The organism is Pseudomonas putida (genome assembly GCF_002906855.1).
Lineage (GTDB): Bacteria > Pseudomonadota > Gammaproteobacteria > Pseudomonadales > Pseudomonadaceae > Aquipseudomonas > Aquipseudomonas putida_N.
Genome location: NZ_MINI01000028.1, coordinates 1225539 through 1240958, shown reverse-complemented (window position 1 = coordinate 1240958; position 15420 = coordinate 1225539). Strand labels below are relative to the sequence as shown.

Sequence of the window (15420 nt, the reverse complement as noted above, 5' to 3'; positions counted from 1 at the left end):
CACCATGCCTCTCATGCAAAGCGTACGCAGTAGCCATGGCGCCGACAAACGGGCCGAACGCGACTACATGCCGGAACTGGCCGGCGCCACTCTGCAGGACTCGCCACGCCTATCGCGCCTGACCGTGTTGCTGGCCGCAGCGCTGTTGCTGGTAGCGCTGGTCTGGGCCAGCCTGGCAGTGCTCGACGAAGTAACGGTCGGCGAAGGCAAGGCGATCCCGTCGAGCAAGGTACAGGTGGTGCAGAACCTCGAAGGCGGTATCGTCACCGAGATCTTCGTGCGCGAAGGGCAGATGGTCGAGAAAGGCGCCACCCTGCTACGCCTGGACGACACCCGGTTCAAGTCCAACAAAGGCGAAAGCGAGGCTGACCGTTATGCCCTGACCGCCCAGGTCGAGCGCCTGTCGGCGGAAGCCGAAGGCCGCCCGTTCACGCTCTCGGACGAAGTGCGCGCCAAGGCGCCCCAGGTCGCCGAAGACGAAATAGCCCTGTACACCTCCCGCCAACGCCGCCTGGCCAGCGAAAAACAGACCCTCAACGAACAGCTGCGGCAGAAGAACCAGGAGCTGGCCGAGTTCCGCTCCAAGGTCGATCAGTACCGCTCGGCCGTGGCGTTGTTGCAACAGGAGACAGACATGTCGGCGCCGCTGGTGAGCAAGGGCGCCATTTCCCCGGTGGAGATCCTGCGCCTCAAGCAACGCACCGTTGAAGCCCGCGGCCAGCTCAATGCCACCAGCCTGGCCATCCCCCGCGCCGAGGCGGCGATCGCCGAGATCAAGAGCAAGATCGAAGAGTCCGACGCCAGCTTCCGCTCGGACGCGGCCAAGGAGCTGAATGACAAGCGCACCGAGCTGTCCAAGATCACCGCCACCAGCATCGCCATTGATGACCGGGTCAACCGCACCACCGTGGTCTCGCCAGTGCGCGGCATCGTCAAGCTGCTGAAGGTCAACACCATCGGCGGCGTGGTACAGCCAGGCAGCGACCTGGTGGAGATCGTGCCGATCGAGGACAACCTGCTGATCGAGGCCAAGGTGCGCCCGCAGGATGTGGCCTTCCTGCACCCGGGGCAACCGGCGATGGTCAAGTTCAGTGCCTATGACTACACCATCTACGGCGGGCTCAAGGCCAAGCTGGAACTGATCAGCGCCGACACCGTCACCGACGACAAGGGCAATGCGTTCTACCTGATCCAGGTGCGAACCGAGAAGAACCACCTGGGTGGGGACAACAAGCCACTGCTGATCATCCCCGGGATGGTGGCCACGGTGGATATCATCACCGGGCAGAAGAGTGTGCTGGATTATCTGCTCAAGCCGGTGCTCAAGGCCCGGACCGAGGCGCTGCGGGAAAGGTGAGTCCTGTGCTGGCCTCAGCCTTTACCATGATTTCGGTTGAAGGTCTCGGCGCCCATGGCCTTGATCTGCCCTTCGATCAATACCTCGAACGGCTTCAGCAAATCATCGAAGTTCGATGGCTGCTCCATCACGTTCAACGCTTGCACCACTGCCTCGATGGTCGACACCGCTCCCGGCTCCGGCGCCTTGCGCAGGCGGTAACGTGAAGGCGTCACTTGCGCCAGTGTCACCTTGGGCAGCGCCTCCAGCAGCGGGTTCAGGTACAGCAGCTTGCGTGCCTTGCGCCAGGTGCCGTCGGGGACGATCAACATGTATGGCTTGTCGTCCGTTTCGCCGTAGCCTGTCAGCGCTTGCGCCTGCTCGCCGGGGAACAGCAGCACGGGCCGGTAGCCTGGGGTCGCCAACAATTCGGCAAGATCAGCGAAGACTTCGCCGACCCGCAATTCGGCATTGACCAGGCCCAGGGCGGCCAGGCGGGCGGTGTTCAGCGCGTGGCTGGTTTCACTGGGGTGCTGCAGCAGGACCACCCGGGTGCGGCTGTCGAGGCTGGGAATCAGCGGGCAAAGGCAATGGTCGAGCGGGCGCTGGCAGCGTTCGCAGCGGGGTCTGGGCATGGGGGTCTCCGTTGGCGGAGGGATTTTGCCACAGGCTGAAATTTTGGGCCCGCTTTGCGGGCCATTCGCGGGTCAAGCCCGCTCCTACAGGGGTTGCACATTATCCAAGCCATGTGAGGTGCCTGTAGAAGCGGGCTTGCCCCGCGAATGGGCCTGCAAACGTGAATCTATCGGTTAAACCGTTCCGCCAGGCTATGCAGGTACTCGGCCATGCGTTCTAGGTCCTGGCTGATCTCGGCCCCCTGCTTGGCCTGCCCTGCGCTCTGGTCGCACAGCTGGGCAATCCGCACGATCTGCTGGTTGATGTCCTCGGCCACATGGCTCTGTTGCTCCGACGCCGTGGCCATCTGCTGGCTCATGCCAGTAATGCGGCTGACCGCCTGGGCGATCCCGGCCAACGCCGCCTGCACCGCCTCGACACTATGCACGCTGTCCCGCGAAATCTGCTCGCCGCGGCTGGCGGTGCTCACCGCCCGCTCGGCGCCGGCACGCAGCGAGGCGATGATCTGGTGGATCTCGTCGGTGGAAGAGCGTGTGCGCTGAGCCAGCGACCGCACCTCGTCGGCGACCACGGCAAAGCCCCTGCCCTGTTCGCCGGCCCGGGCCGCCTCGATAGCGGCGTTGAGCGCCAGCAGGTTGGTCTGCTCGGCAATCGAAGTGATCACATCGACCACACTGCCGATCGACTGGGTCTGCTCGGCCAGGGCATTCACCGCCTGGCCGATGTCGCTGACCGCCTCGCTCATGCTGCCCATGGCCTTCAGGCTCTGCTGTGCCAGCTCGCTGCCGTGCTGGGCCAGTTGGTCGGCGTCACCCGCAGCATGGGCGGTGCTTTGTACGTTATGAGTGACCTCCTGGATGGTCGCGGCCATCTGCGCGATGGCCGTGGCCGACTGGTCGGTCTCGCTGCGCTGACGGTCGAGCATCTGTGCCTGGGCATCGGACAGGTCCGCCGATTGCGCGGCGCGAGACTTTACTCCAACGCCAGCATCCACCAGGCGGGTAAGCGCGGTTTGCAGGCGCGCTTCTTCACTGATGATGGCGAGGTCGAGCTGGCCCATCAGGCCAGGGTTATCACTGTAGGTCAGAGCCACCAGGGGGCTGGTGAACGCCTTCGGGTGTTCAGCAAGCGTGCGACGAATCGGTTGGTCTTGCTGACGTTCGATCAGGTACCAGGCCACCAGCAAGCTGGTCATCAGCACACCCAGCGCCAGATAAGGTGGCAACCAGAGGTAGCCGGCCGCCGACAGCAGGCCAGCGCCGATCAGTGGCCCGCCGCCGGCCAGGCCGTGCCCGAACCGGGCTGCCCAGGGCGTCGGCGACTTGCCTGCGCGCAGCCGTGCGTACAGGGCTTCGGCACGGCGGATCTGCTCGCGGGTCGGTACCGAACGCACCGACTCGTAGCCACTGATGCGGCCGTTCTCGTAGATCGCCGTGACATAGGCGCTCACCCAATAGTGATCGCCGTTCTTGGCGCGGTTCTTGACCACTCCCATCCAGGGTTTGCCTTGCTTGATGGTCTCCCACATATGGCCGAATACGGCGGGGGGCATGTCTGGGTGACGCACCAGGTTGTGCGTCTGGCCGACCAGTTCGTCGTAGGTAAAACCGCTGATCGCGACGAAAGCGTCGTTGCAGTAGGTGATGCGGCTATCGAGGTCCGTGGTGGAGATCAGGCGCTGCTCGCGGGTAAAAGTTCTTTCGTGCTCAGTGACGGGCAAGTTCATGCGCATCTTGAACGGTCCTTCGAAGAGGGATATGAGGGGGCAGCGCAACTAAATATCTAGCAGAGCGTGGGGAAGTTAGCGGCTATTTTGAAAATTTATTTAGGACATTCAGTCGGATTGTCCTACGAAATTTTACCCTTCAACCGACATTCAACTGGCTCTTGAGCAGGTCTCGGAATGTTTGAATCAGCGGCTCACGACTACGCCCCCTGCGGATGATCAGCGAGAAGGGCGCCTGATAACCGAAGGTGGCCGGCGATAGCACCCTGAGGTCACCCTTGTCGACCCAAGCCTGGGCGTAGTGCTCGGGCAGGTAGCCAATGTAGGCGCCCGAGAGAATCAGGATCAGTTGCGCCTCCATGCTTTCCACCGTGGCCGCACTGTGCTTGAAGCCATGCCTGGCCAATTCGGCCTGGCTCCAGTAGCCCCGCCCCACCATGCGTTGCTGGGTCACAACCTGCTCGGGGATGCGCCGCTCGGCGAACAATGGGTGGCGGCTACTGCAATACAACCAATGCTGCTCGCGGTACAGCGGCTGATAAAGCAAGCCACTCATGCGCGAGGAAAACGCACCAATGGCCAGGTCCAGACGGTTGTCCTGCACACCAAGCTGCAGCTCGTAGGGGCTGGACACCGACAGATGCAGGTGCACTGCCGGGTGCTCCTGGCTATAGGCCCCAATGGCCTCGGCCAAAGGCAGCGCCTGATCACCAACGGTGGAGTCGATCACACCGAGGTTGAGGGTGCCGCGCAATTCACCCTTGAGCGCTGCGGCATACTGTTCAAAGCCATCCAGCTCGGCCAGCAGGCGCAGCGTCTCCTGGTGAAACAGCTCGCCCTTGCTGGTCAGGCTGAAGCCACCGCGACCGCGATGGCACAAGACGATACCCAAGGCGCCTTCGAGCTGGCTCATGTAGGTACTGATTGCCGAGGTCGACAGGTTGAGCTCGCGCTGGGCATTGGCGAACCCCTGGTGGCGCACCACGCTGACGAAGATGCGCAGCAGTTTCAGGTCGGGCAAGGTCGAGGCCATCGTGCAACGAGTCCGCAGGGGTATTTGCGCGCAGTCTAACCGCTCCTGCGGCCTTTAGTTCAGAAATTCCTGAAGTAAGTATTTGCCGGTAGCGATTCTTCCCACGCACTACCTTGCGCAGACTTGGCCGAAATGTCCCTGCCCGCCAGCGATCCAGACTTTAAAGGCGTGCGGCGGCACAGGTTCGAACAAACAAAACAATCGACCGACTGATGAGGCCCACCGTGGACAAAGTTCTCCACCAACCACTGGGCGGCAACGAAATGCCGCGTTTCGGCGGCATCGCCACCATGCTCCGTCTCCCCCACCTGCAAAGCGCCCAAGGCCTGGACGCCGCGTTCATCGGCGTACCGCTGGACATCGGCACCTCGCTGCGCTCCGGCACCCGTTTCGGCCCGCGCCAGATCCGCGCCGAATCGGTGATGATCCGCCCGTACAACATGGCCACCGGCGCCGCCCCGTTTGACTCGCTGTCGGTGGCCGACATCGGTGACGTGGCGATCAACACCTTCAACCTGCTCGACGCCGTGCGCATCATCGAAGAAGCCTACGACGAGATCGTCGAGCACAATGTCATCCCGATGACTCTGGGTGGCGACCACACCATCACCCTGCCGATCCTGCGTGCCCTGCACAAGAAGCACGGCAAGATCGGCCTGGTGCACATCGATGCCCACGCCGACGTCAACGACCACATGTTCGGCGAAAAGATCGCCCACGGCACCACTTTCCGCCGCGCCGTGGAAGAAGGCCTGCTCGATTGCGACCGCGTGGTGCAGATCGGCCTGCGCGCCCAGGGTTATACCGCCGACGACTTCAACTGGAGCCGCCGCCAGGGCTTTCGCGTGGTGCAGGCCGAAGAGTGCTGGCACAAGTCGCTGGAACCGCTGATGGCAGAAGTGCGCGAAAAAGTCGGTGGTGGCCCAGTGTACCTGTCGTTCGACATCGACGGCATCGACCCGGCCTGGGCCCCAGGCACCGGCACCCCGGAAATTGGCGGCTTGACCACCATCCAGGCGATGGAGATCATTCGCGGCTGCCACGGCCTGGACCTGATCGGCTGTGACCTGGTTGAAGTCTCCCCGCCTTACGACACCACCGGCAACACCTCGCTGCTAGGCGCCAACCTGCTGTTCGAGATGCTCTGCGTGCTACCGGGCGTCGTGCGTCGCTGATCAGCATTGCCTGAAGTACCCCGGCAGGAGCCATGAGGGAGGGCCATAGAGGCCCGCCAACACAAGACAAGACCGCCGGGCGCCGTGAACACGCCTGCGCGGTCGATCTCGCCATAATAAAGATAATCGGGAGACCCCCAATGGCCTTGGACATCATTGTTGTAATGATCTATACCGTCGGCATGCTAGGGCTGGGCTGGTATGGCATGCGGCGCGCGAAAACTCAGGAAGACTACCTGGTGGCCGGGCGCAACCTCGGCCCGACCCTGTACATGGGCACCATGGCCACCACCGTGCTCGGCGGCGCCTCCACCGTCGGCACCGTACGCCTGGGCTACGTCCACGGCATCTCCGGTTTCTGGCTCTGTGCCGCCCTGGGCCTGGGCATCATCGCCCTCAACCTGTTCCTCGCCAAACCGCTGCTGCGCCTGAAGATCTTCACCGTCACCCAGGTGCTGGAACGTCGTTACAACCCGATGGCCCGCCAGGCCAGCGCGGCCATCATGCTGGCCTATGCGCTGATGATCGGCGTGACATCGACCCTGGCCATGGCCACCGTCCTGCAAGTGCTGCTCGACCTGCCGTTCTGGGCGTCGCTGCTGCTCGGCGGCGGTGTGGTGGTGGTTTACTCGACCATCGGCGGCATGTGGTCGCTGACCCTCACCGACATTGTCCAGTTCGTCATCAAGACCGTTGGCCTGATGTTCATCCTGCTGCCGGTGTGCCTGTACAAGGCCGGTGGCTGGGACACCTTGGTAGCCAAGCTGCCGGCGGCCAGCTTCAGCTGGACCACCATCGGCTGGGACACCATCATCACCTACTTCCTGATCTACTTCTTCGGCATCCTGATCGGTCAGGACATCTGGCAGCGGGTATTCACCGCCCGTGACGAAAAAGTCTGCCAGCGCGCCGGCACCACCGCAGGTGTGTACTGCGTCCTGTACGGCCTGGCGTGCGCCCTGATCGGCATGTCCGCCCATGTACTGATGCCGGACCTGGCCAACCCGAACAATGCCTTTGCCGAGATGATCAAAGGCCAGCTGCCGGAAGGCATTCGTGGCCTGCTGATGGCGGCAGCCCTGGCGGCCATGATGTCGACTGCCAGTGCCGGCCTGCTGGCGGCCTCGACCACCCTGACCGAAGACCTGCTGCCCAAGCTGCGTGGCGGCAAGCAGTCGAGCCTGGGCGTCAGCCGCCTGTTCACCCTGATCACCGGCCTGGCGGTACTGGGCATCGCCTTGGCGGTGAACGATGTGATCAGTGCCCTGACCCTGGCCTACAACCTGCTGGTTGGCGGCATGCTGATCCCGCTGATCGGTGCGATCTTCTGGAAGCGCGCCACCACCGCAGGCGCCATTGCCAGCATGTCGCTGGGCTTTGCCACCGCACTGTTCTTCATGTTCAAGGACGGGCTGGATGCCAACACGCCGATCTACTACAGCCTGGCGGTTGGCCTGGTGAGCTTCGTGCTGGTGAGCGTGCTGTCGCGCAAGCCGGTGGGTGAAGTGAAGCTGGCCTGATCAGGCCACAATAGCAGAAACAAAAAGGCCGCAGCATCTGACAGATGCTGCGGCCTTTTGCGTTTCAGCGACGACGCGGCTGGCGCTGGCGCTGCTCTTCATCAGTCGGGATCGGCACCGGCTGCAAGGGTGGTGGAATCAGCCCCAAAGCGACGGCCAGGTCGTGGAGCCAGTTGAACATTTGGTTTTTCATAATGCCCCCTTGACGGGTCAGCCTCACGGCAATTCAATCCTGCGATGTTTCATACAGATCATAGTCCGATGTCCTGTACTACGCATGCTCTTGTTCCTACAGATATGGGCTAGTTTGACGCGGATCAAGCGGAAACGGCGCATTCCGACGACTGGTTAATCGTTTCGCTTTGTTGCAAGTCGATCCAGGCCTGCAAATTCGCCCCGTGCATGCCCTGGCGCCACATCAACCAGGTTTGCGCGTGATCGAAGGGCGACTGCAGGCGATGGGCGCGAACCCGATCACGCCCGGGCAGGCTGTCGAGCATGGATTGCGCCATCAAGGCCACCCCCGCCCCAGCGATCACACAGGCCAGCATGCTCTGGTACGACTCGATTTCCATCACCCGCCCCATCGGCGTGTGGTCATGGGCATACCAGGCCTCCAGCCGCATCCGGTAGGAACAGCCCTGGCGGAAAGTGAACACTGCCTTGCCCGCCACGTCCTTGGCACTGCGCACCCTCGGGTGTTCCGGGCTGGTAATCAGTACCAGCACTTCATCGCACAGCGGCACACCATCCAGCCCGGCCAGGCTTGGCGGGCCGTCCACCAGTGCCGCATCCAGACGATGGCTGAGCAGGCCTTCAAGCAGGTCGCCGCTTGGAGCGGCCTGTACCTGCAGGTTCACCGCCGGGTATTGCTGGTGGTAGCGCGCCAACAGCCCCGGCAAGTGGATGGCGGCAGTGCTGTACATGGTGCCCAGCACGAAATCGCCGGCCGGCTGACCGCCTTGCACCGCCGCAACGGCTTCATCACGCAGCGCCGCCAGGCGATTGGCGTAATCCAGCAGCACCTTGCCGGCGGGCGACAGTTGCAGGCGCTGGCGTTCACGCAGGAACAGTTCCACCCCCAGTTGCTCTTCGAGCTGGCGCAGGCGCGTCGACAGGTTCGACGGCACCCGGTGCAGGCGCTCGGCGGCGCGGGTTACCGAACCTTCCTCGGCCACGGCCTGGAAGATGCGCAGTTGGCTGAACTCCATGACATTCTCCAAAACAGAACAACTTGATCATCATTATTCAATTTTATTGAAAGTCAACTCGACCTAACCTGCCATCCATCGCATTGATTCGCGCAGGAGAGTCCTCATGTCGCCGTTCGCACAACTGCTGGCCAGCGCCGTGGCCCTGATGATGGCCATGGGCATTGGCCGCTTCGCCCTCACCCCACAACTGCCGCAACTCATCGCCGAAGGCCAGTTCGACCTGACCGCCGCCGGGCTGGTGGCGGCAGCCAACTACCTGGGCTACTTCCTCGGCGCCTTGGACGCCATGTACGCCCGTCGGCCGAACCAGGTGAAACTGCGCCTGCACGGTGGCCTGTGGTTGTGCGTGCTGCTGACCTTGGCCTCCTGGGTTGCGGACGGCTTCTGGAGCCATTTGCTGCTGCGCTTCGGGACCGGCGTGGCCAGTGCCTGGGTGCTGGTGATGATCACCAGCCTCAGCCAGCAAGTGGCCAATGCCGACAACCGCCAGCGCCTTGGGGCGCTGGTGTTCGCCGGGCCTGGGCTGGGTATCGCGCTGACGGGTTTGCTGGCGTTAGCTGCGCATCTGTTGGGGCTTGGCTCGGCGGCACTCTGGCTGGTCTATGCCGTTGCAGCGCTGGTCATGCTGCTGGCCGTGCGCCCTTGGCTGCCTCGCGCCCAACCTGCCGTGGCGCCCGCCACCTCGCAGCAGGGCCCGAGCCGTAGCGTCGGCATTGGTCGCCTGGGCCTGGTCTATGCCCTGTACGGTGTGGGCTACATCCTGCCGGCTACCTTCCTGTCGCAGATGGCCAACCAGCAGTTTCGCGGCAACTGGATGGCCGACCTGTTCTGGCCAGCGTTCGGCCTCGCGGCGGCGCTGGGTGTGGTACTGGTGAGCCTGCGCCGGGCAGGCCGTACTTCGGCCTGGCTGACGGTCACCCTGTGGTTGCAAGGGTTGGGGGTGCTGGCCTGCCTGATGGGTGGTGGCGTTGGCCTGGCCCTGGGCGTGGTGCTGTGCGGCGGGCCCTTCCTGGCGTGCATGCAGCTGGTGATGCAGCGCTCGCGGGAACTGGCGCCGCATGCCACGCAGCGTAATGCCGGGCTGCTGACCGCATGCTTTGCCCTGGGGCAGTTGAGCGGCCCACTGCTGGCGGCGCTGAGCAACCACTACAGCGGGAGTTTGCAGCCGGCGCTGGTGCTGGCTGCAGCGGGCCTGGGGGTGGCGGGCGTGCTGGTGCTGAGCCGTGGACGCAGCCTGCACGGTTGCCGGGCTGAGCCGCAGAGCGCCGCTTAACCCACAAACTTGCGCAGTTGCTGTTTCACCCAAGGCTCGGCACTCACCAGGATTACCCCCAGCAGCACCATCAACGCCCCCAATACGAAGTTCGCACTCAACGGCTCGCCCAGCAGGACTACGCCAAAGGTCACGCCAAACAACGGTGTGATGAACGAAAACACCGCCAGGTTGGAGGCCAGGTACTTGCGCAACAACCAGAACCAGGTCAGGTAGCTGACGAACGACACCACGATCCCCTGGAACAGCACGCTGCCCACCGCCAGCGGCGTCAAGGTCACATCGCCGATCTGCCCACTGACCAGGGCAATCAGCAGCAAGCCGCCAAAGCCCACCGCCAACTGGTAGAACAAGGTCAAGGTGGCGGGTGCCTCCGAAAGGCGCGAGCCACGTACCACCACCGTGGTCGCGCCCCAGGCCAGCCCGGCGAGCACGCCGAAGGCATCGCCCAGCAGCATGCGCCCATCCATCTCGGCGAACGACATGCCCCCCGCGAATGCCATCGCGATCCCGGCAAAGGCCAGCAAGATCCCCAGCCACTGCAGCAACCGCAGCCGCTCGCTGGGGAGCATGAAGTGCAAGCCAAGTGCAGTGAACACCGGTGCCGTGTAGAGGAACACCGACATGTGCGCCGCCGAGGTCAGCTTCAGGCCCTCGGCAATGAACAGGAACTCCAGCCCGAACAACCCGCCGGCCACGAGCCCAGCCCGCCAGGTGTTGCCCACCTGTTCCCAGCCGCCGCGCCAGCAGATCATCAACCCCACCAGCACAGCGGCGATGCAATTGCGCAGGGCGGCCTGCATCACCGGCGCAATATCCACCGCCGCCGTCTTGATCAGCACTTGCTGGCAGCCCCAGATCAGGCACAGGCCCAGCATCACCTGGAAGGCAAAGGCGTCGGGGTTCTTGCGGGCCGCGCTCATGGGCGGGCCTTTTGGGTGGTCGAGGGCATCGGCAAGGGCTCGGCAGTGGTCAAGGAATACCGATTATCGGGTTTCCTGGCCTGCCCTTGCCAGCCTCAAAACGACCTCAAGCGATCTGTGCCTTGGCCGAAACCTGCTCGAAGGTGGTTTCGTCCAGCCCATCCTCCTGCTCATCGAGCACCTGACGCGGGTGTTCGAAGCCAGGGATACTGCTGTCGATCAGGCTGAGCAAACGCGAACCGCGCTCGGTGAGCACGAAGTTCTCGCCGTTGCCGCCCTCCTCCTGCTCACGGCTCTCGATAAAGCCGCGCTCGAACAGCAGCTTTTCGTACTCGCAGGCACGGGTTTTCAGGTGGTCCAGATCACCCACCGGTTGGCCCTTGGCGGCCAGCGCCGCAGCGTGCTGCTCGGCATAGGGGCGTGGCGTGAAGCTGTGACCGGCGCCGTTCTGCACCTCGTGCAGCAAACGCTCGATCAGGTCCCAGTCGTAGGTGCTGCTCATGGAGAGGGTCTCCTGCTGTGGACGAAGGGGTACACAGGTTGGGACCGGTTGGCAGGCGGGAGTGTTCCAAAAGTTATCTAGATACAAACCTTGCCCAATTGGGCTACGGCAGAATCCGCAACTGGAACGGGTTGAAACAAGCTCGCTCACATCGTGTATCAGTTGGCAAAAGGTAGAAACTATTTGCTGTATCCCACGAATGTATTTTATAAACTACATTCGCCCGATGAAAAAATTCGAATCCAGCAGTTTCAGAAAATGGGTGGTCGGGCTTCGAGATGCCAACGCAAGGTTCAGGATCATCTCCCGCATCAACCGGCTCGTGGAAGGCATGCCAGGCGATGTCTCGCCCGTTGGCCATGGCATCAGTGAACTGAGGATTCATTATGGTCCGGGTTACCCCGTGTATTTTCACCAATCGGGCGATACGTGGGTGATTCTGCTTTGTGGCGGCGACAAGAGTAGCCAACCAAGAGACATCAGGGCTGCCCACCAGATTCTGCGTTCGTGGAGGATGCAAAATGACTGAGAAATTCTTCGAATTCGATCCAGCGGATTACCTCACTACACCTGAGGCAATAGCGCATTTCATGACAGATGCGCTGGAGACAGGCGATGCTGGCTATGTTGCAAAAGCCGTCGGAGTCGTGGCACGGGCCAAGGGAATGAGCGAGCTGGCAAAAGAGACTGGCCTTTCACGAGAACAGCTTTATCGCTCGTTTAGCGAGCACGGCAACCCTACACTGAAATCTTTTCTGGCAGTGATGAAGGCTCTGGGTATCGACATGGCTGCAAAACCGCATCTGGCCCATTGATGCTTCAACAAAAGCTCAATCCTCTGTTTGAGGGCGAGACTAGAGGGCACCCAGTTGTATAGCCGTCGGTCGTTGGTGCTGAACCAACCATCGAAGGCAGGCCTCCACCGGGCAACACCACCGCCGGAGGTAGAAAGGATGAAACAGCTGCTGCGCATCGCCTGTGCCACAGCCCTGTGCTGCGCCCTGCCCGCCTGGGCCTGCACGCCGGAAGAGGCGACTCAGAAACGTGAAGAGCTGGCCGGGCTGGTCAGTCAACTGACCGAACAGAACCCGCAGAAGGCCAAGGAGATCAATGCTGAGCTCCAGGGAATGGAGCTGGGGACGGCAAGCAAGGACTTGCCCGACAAGTGTCAGCTGATCGACAAAAGGATCAAGGAACTGAAGGAAGCAGAGAAAAAATCTGAGTGAGCCATGAAGGCTGATGGGCCTATCGCCGGCAAGCCGGCGATAGGCCCTTGACGTGACTTACTCAGCCGCCGGCTTGCGCTTCTTCAGCGGCGCCAGGCCATCGGCGCTGGCCAGTGGCGCATTCGGCCGTGGCTTGGCGGTCGGCTTGCGCTTGGCAGCGGCCTTCTTCTCGCCAGTCTTCTTGTCGACCTTCTTCTTCTTGGCACCCACCGCCTTGCCCGAGGCCTTGACCTTCTTCGGACCGCTGTAGGTGCCCTTCACTTCCTTGATCACCCGGCGCTCGAACTGCTGCTTGAGGTAGCGCTCGATGCTGGACATCAGGTTCCAGTCATTGTGGGTGATCAGCGAGATCGCCAGGCCTTCGCCACCCGCACGGCCGGTACGGCCCACACGGTGCACGTACTCGTCACCGCTGCGTGGCATGTCGAAGTTGATCACCAGGTCCAGGCCGTCGATGTCCAGGCCACGGGCCGCCACGTCGGTGGCCACCAGCACCTTGGAGCTACCCTGCTTGAAGCGCTCGATGGCCAGCTTGCGGTCCTTCTGGTCTTTCTCGCCGTGCAACACGAAGGCCTTTACGTCCTTGGCCACCAGGTGGCCATAGATACGGTCGGCCAGGACGCGGGTGTTGGTGAAGATGATCGCCTTGTCGAAGGTCTCGTTGGCCAGCAGCCACTGCACGATCTGCTCTTTGTGCTGGTCGTGGTCGGCGGTGATGACCTGCTGGCGGGTGCCTTCGGCCAGCTGCGAGACGCTGTTGAGCATCAAGTGCTCAGGGTCTTTCAGGACCTTGCCGATGATGTCGCGCAGGGCCGCACCGCCCGTGGTGGCGGAGAACAGCAGGGTCTGCTCGCGGTTCTCGCACTCCTTGCACAGGCGCTCCATGTCTTCGGCGAAGCCCATGTCGAGCATGCGGTCAGCTTCGTCGAGGATCAGCACCTGCACGTGGGACAGGTCGAGGTTGCCGGCGTTGAGCTGCTCGAGCAGGCGGCCCGGGGTGCCGATCAGCACATCCGGCACCTTGCGCAGCATGGCGGCCTGTTCCTTGAAGTCTTCACCGCCGGTGACCAGGCCCGCCTTGATGTAGGTGAACTGCGAGAACAGCTGCACTTGCTTGAGGGTCTGCTGGGCCAGCTCGCGGGTCGGCAGCAGGATCAGCGAGCGGATCTCGACGCGCCCGCCTTTCAGGTCGACCAGGCGATTGAGCAGCGGCAGGACGAACGCGGCGGTCTTGCCGCTGCCGGTCTGCGCGGTCACACGCAGGTCGCGCCCTTGCAGGGCCAGGGGGATGGCCGCGGCCTGCACCGGGGTTGGCTCGACAAATTTAAGCTCGGCCACGGCTTTAAGCAGGCGTTCGTGCAGGGCGAATTGGGAGAACACGGAGGTAACCTCAGGCAAGTGCGGGAAATTCAGTTGCATAGGGTAACGTTTTCTGCAGCCTTAGCCGAATTTCTTTTGGCAACTTTGTCGGCTTCCGCGCTCTAATGGCGCTTCGTTTCGCTGTAAAAGACCGGTTACAAGCTTATGGACATCCAACGCATCTGGCGTGACAGCCTCGACTTGTGGGGCACCCTCGACCAACATCCACTGCTCCACGCCGCGATCGGCCTGGCCGTGCTGCTGCTGATTTCACTGGTGCTCGGGCGCCTGGCGCGCTTCCTGGTGCTGCACGGCACCCGCCTGCTGGCCCGCCAAACGGCGCTGAGATGGCTCGACGACCTGCGCCACAACAAAGTCTTCCATCGCCTGGCCCAGACCATCCCGTCGCTGGTGATCCAGTTCGGCCTGAAGCTGGTGCCGGAGCTGTCCGACACCGCCCAGCACTTCCTCGGCAATCTCGCCCTGGCCTTCACCCTGCTGTTCATGACCATGGCCCTGTCGTGCCTGCTCGATGCCCTGCTGGACATCTACGCCCGCACCGAACACGCCCGCACCCGCTCGATCAAGGGCTACGTGCAGCTGGCCAAGATGATGCTGTGGATCTTCGCCTCGATCGTCATCGTCGCCACCCTGATCGACCGCTCGCCACTGTTGCTGCTGTCGGGCCTGGGTGCGATGTCGGCGGTGCTGCTGTTGGTGTACAAGGACACCCTGCTGTCGTTCGTCGCCAGTGTGCAGCTGACCAGCAACGACATGCTGCATGTGGGCGACTGGATCGAGATGCCGCAGGTCGGCGCCGATGGCGATGTGGTGGATATCACCCTGCATACCGTCAAGGTGCAGAACTTCGATAAAACCATCGTCTCGATCCCGACCTGGCGCCTGATGAGCGAGTCGTTCCGCAACTACCGCGGCATGCAGCAGTCGGGCGGGCGGCGGATCAAGCGCAGCCTGTTCATCGATGCCGCAGGCGTACGCTTCCTGACCCCGGACGAGGAACAGCGCCTGAGCCAGGTGAGCCTGCTGGGCGACTACCTGGCCGGCAAGCGCCAGGAGCTGCTGGCCTGGAACGAGGCGCTGGGGCCAGTGCCAGAACTTTCAGCCAACCGCCGCAAGCTGACCAATATCGGCACCTTCCGCGCGTTTGCCCTCGCCTACCTGAAGAACCACCCGAACGTGCATCCGAACATGACCTGCATGGTCCGGCAGATGCAGACCACCGCCGAAGGCGTGCCGCTGGAGATCTACTGCTTCACCACCACCACGGTGTGGGCCGATTACGAGCGGATCCAGGGGGATATCTTCGATTACCTGCTGGCGGTGTTGCCGGAGTTTGGTCTGAGCTTGTATCAGCAGCCGAGTGGCAATGACATGCGGGTCGGTTTGGCTGGGCGGATTGTGGAGCCGGTATCGCGGCGGCTTGAAGAGGTGAGTGAGGCTTGAGATGCCGGGGCTGCGTTGCAGCCCCTTCCCCTC

16 protein-coding genes are annotated in these 15420 nt (G+C 62.8%); 8 read left to right on the top strand and 8 right to left on the bottom strand.

The window, feature by feature from the left end:
- Positions 1–4: 4 nt before the first annotated feature.
- Positions 5–1357, top strand: coding sequence for an HlyD family type I secretion periplasmic adaptor subunit (locus tag BGP85_RS06220; RefSeq protein WP_258035845.1), 1353 nt, complete (start codon positions 5–7; stop codon positions 1355–1357).
- Positions 1358–1371: 14 nt separating this feature from the next.
- On the opposite strand, the gene BGP85_RS06215 is transcribed toward BGP85_RS06220, so the two are convergent.
- The 3 genes from BGP85_RS06215 to BGP85_RS06205 all read right to left on the bottom strand — a co-directional run bounded on the left by BGP85_RS06215 (position 1372) and on the right by BGP85_RS06205 (position 4731).
- On the bottom strand, positions 1372–1971 hold the full coding sequence (locus BGP85_RS06215) for a tRNA-uridine aminocarboxypropyltransferase (RefSeq protein ID WP_103446393.1): 600 nt from the start codon (positions 1969–1971) through the stop codon (positions 1372–1374).
- Positions 1972–2138: 167 nt separating this feature from the next.
- Positions 2139–3704 (bottom strand): methyl-accepting chemotaxis protein, encoded by a 1566-nt coding sequence (locus BGP85_RS06210; protein WP_103446392.1) that lies wholly within the window; start codon positions 3702–3704, stop codon positions 2139–2141.
- A gap of 133 nt (positions 3705–3837) precedes the next feature.
- Positions 3838–4731 (bottom strand): LysR family transcriptional regulator, encoded by an 894-nt coding sequence (locus BGP85_RS06205; protein ID WP_103446391.1) that lies wholly within the window; start codon positions 4729–4731, stop codon positions 3838–3840.
- Between the two features lie 224 nt (positions 4732–4955).
- Here BGP85_RS06205 and speB point away from each other — a divergent pair, with 224 nt between their 5' ends.
- Together speB and BGP85_RS06195 are read left to right on the top strand one after the other, a co-directional pair.
- Entirely contained in the window at positions 4956–5906 is a 951-nt protein-coding gene (gene speB, locus BGP85_RS06200) for an agmatinase (protein WP_008090804.1), read from the top strand.
- A 140-nt stretch (positions 5907–6046) separates the two neighbouring features.
- On the top strand, positions 6047–7426 hold the full coding sequence (locus tag BGP85_RS06195; protein ID WP_103446390.1) for a sodium:solute symporter: 1380 nt from the start codon (positions 6047–6049) through the stop codon (positions 7424–7426).
- A 64-nt stretch (positions 7427–7490) separates the two neighbouring features.
- On the opposite strand, the gene BGP85_RS29440 is transcribed toward BGP85_RS06195, so the two are convergent.
- Entirely contained in the window at positions 7491–7619 is a 129-nt protein-coding gene (locus BGP85_RS29440; RefSeq protein ID WP_308451135.1) for a PA1414 family protein, read from the bottom strand.
- Positions 7620–7743: 124 nt separating this feature from the next.
- Positions 7744–8637, bottom strand: a complete 894-nt coding sequence (gene ptrR / locus BGP85_RS06190) for a putrescine utilization regulator PtrR (RefSeq protein WP_103446389.1) — start codon at positions 8635–8637, stop codon at positions 7744–7746.
- Positions 8638–8743: 106 nt separating this feature from the next.
- Here ptrR and BGP85_RS06185 point away from each other — a divergent pair, with 106 nt between their 5' ends.
- Positions 8744–9913 (top strand): MFS transporter, encoded by a 1170-nt coding sequence (locus tag BGP85_RS06185; RefSeq protein ID WP_103446388.1) that lies wholly within the window; start codon positions 8744–8746, stop codon positions 9911–9913.
- Here the strand turns inward: BGP85_RS06185 and BGP85_RS06180 are convergent.
- On the bottom strand, positions 9910–10836 hold the full coding sequence (locus BGP85_RS06180; protein WP_103446387.1) for a DMT family transporter: 927 nt from the start codon (positions 10834–10836) through the stop codon (positions 9910–9912). The two genes, BGP85_RS06185 and BGP85_RS06180, sit on opposite strands and share 4 nt — an antisense overlap.
- A gap of 106 nt (positions 10837–10942) precedes the next feature.
- Complete coding sequence (locus BGP85_RS06175; RefSeq protein ID WP_103446386.1) at positions 10943–11338, bottom strand: transcriptional regulator; 396 nt, start codon at positions 11336–11338, stop codon at positions 10943–10945.
- Between the two features lie 226 nt (positions 11339–11564).
- On the opposite strand from BGP85_RS06175, the gene BGP85_RS06170 reads away from it, so the two are divergent.
- From BGP85_RS06170 to BGP85_RS06160, 3 genes are all read left to right on the top strand, one after another.
- On the top strand, positions 11565–11867 hold the full coding sequence (locus BGP85_RS06170) for a type II toxin-antitoxin system RelE/ParE family toxin (protein ID WP_103448214.1): 303 nt from the start codon (positions 11565–11567) through the stop codon (positions 11865–11867).
- Positions 11860–12153, top strand: coding sequence for an addiction module antidote protein (locus BGP85_RS06165; RefSeq protein ID WP_085675807.1), 294 nt, complete (start codon positions 11860–11862; stop codon positions 12151–12153). Before BGP85_RS06170 ends, BGP85_RS06165 begins: the two co-directional genes overlap by 8 nt.
- A gap of 138 nt (positions 12154–12291) precedes the next feature.
- Positions 12292–12564 (top strand): hypothetical protein, encoded by a 273-nt coding sequence (locus BGP85_RS06160; RefSeq protein WP_103446385.1) that lies wholly within the window; start codon positions 12292–12294, stop codon positions 12562–12564.
- Between the two features lie 57 nt (positions 12565–12621).
- Here BGP85_RS06160 and BGP85_RS06155 read toward each other — a convergent pair whose 3' ends face one another.
- A complete protein-coding gene (locus BGP85_RS06155; RefSeq protein ID WP_103446384.1) occupies positions 12622–13983 on the bottom strand; it encodes a DEAD/DEAH box helicase in 1362 nt (453 codons plus the stop codon).
- Between the two features lie 105 nt (positions 13984–14088).
- Between BGP85_RS06155 and BGP85_RS06150 the strand changes: the two genes are divergently transcribed.
- Positions 14089–15387, top strand: a complete 1299-nt coding sequence (locus BGP85_RS06150; RefSeq protein ID WP_103446383.1) for a mechanosensitive ion channel family protein — start codon at positions 14089–14091, stop codon at positions 15385–15387.
- Positions 15388–15420: the final 33 nt, after the last annotated feature.

What these genes read in the sequence shown, in the direction of transcription:
- BGP85_RS06220 (WP_258035845.1), top strand. Translation starts at nt 5, where the DNA reads ATGCCTCTCATGCAAAGCGTACGCAGTAGCCATGGCGCCGACAAACGG.
- BGP85_RS06215 (WP_103446393.1), bottom strand. Translation starts at nt 1,971, where the DNA reads ATGCCCAGACCCCGCTGCGAACGCTGCCAGCGCCCGCTCGACCATTGC.
- BGP85_RS06210 (WP_103446392.1), bottom strand. Translation starts at nt 3,704, where the DNA reads ATGCGCATGAACTTGCCCGTCACTGAGCACGAAAGAACTTTTACCCGC.
- BGP85_RS06205 (WP_103446391.1), bottom strand. Translation starts at nt 4,731, where the DNA reads ATGGCCTCGACCTTGCCCGACCTGAAACTGCTGCGCATCTTCGTCAGC.
- BGP85_RS06195 (WP_103446390.1), top strand. Translation starts at nt 6,047, where the DNA reads ATGGCCTTGGACATCATTGTTGTAATGATCTATACCGTCGGCATGCTA.
- BGP85_RS29440 (WP_308451135.1), bottom strand. Translation starts at nt 7,619, where the DNA reads ATGAAAAACCAAATGTTCAACTGGCTCCACGACCTGGCCGTCGCTTTG.
- ptrR (WP_103446389.1), bottom strand. Translation starts at nt 8,637, where the DNA reads ATGGAGTTCAGCCAACTGCGCATCTTCCAGGCCGTGGCCGAGGAAGGT.
- BGP85_RS06185 (WP_103446388.1), top strand. Translation starts at nt 8,744, where the DNA reads ATGTCGCCGTTCGCACAACTGCTGGCCAGCGCCGTGGCCCTGATGATG.
- BGP85_RS06180 (WP_103446387.1), bottom strand. Translation starts at nt 10,836, where the DNA reads ATGAGCGCGGCCCGCAAGAACCCCGACGCCTTTGCCTTCCAGGTGATG.
- BGP85_RS06175 (WP_103446386.1), bottom strand. Translation starts at nt 11,338, where the DNA reads ATGAGCAGCACCTACGACTGGGACCTGATCGAGCGTTTGCTGCACGAG.
- BGP85_RS06170 (WP_103448214.1), top strand. Translation starts at nt 11,565, where the DNA reads ATGAAAAAATTCGAATCCAGCAGTTTCAGAAAATGGGTGGTCGGGCTT.
- BGP85_RS06165 (WP_085675807.1), top strand. Translation starts at nt 11,860, where the DNA reads ATGACTGAGAAATTCTTCGAATTCGATCCAGCGGATTACCTCACTACA.
- BGP85_RS06160 (WP_103446385.1), top strand. Translation starts at nt 12,292, where the DNA reads ATGAAACAGCTGCTGCGCATCGCCTGTGCCACAGCCCTGTGCTGCGCC.
- BGP85_RS06155 (WP_103446384.1), bottom strand. Translation starts at nt 13,983, where the DNA reads ATGCAACTGAATTTCCCGCACTTGCCTGAGGTTACCTCCGTGTTCTCC.
- BGP85_RS06150 (WP_103446383.1), top strand. Translation starts at nt 14,089, where the DNA reads ATGGACATCCAACGCATCTGGCGTGACAGCCTCGACTTGTGGGGCACC.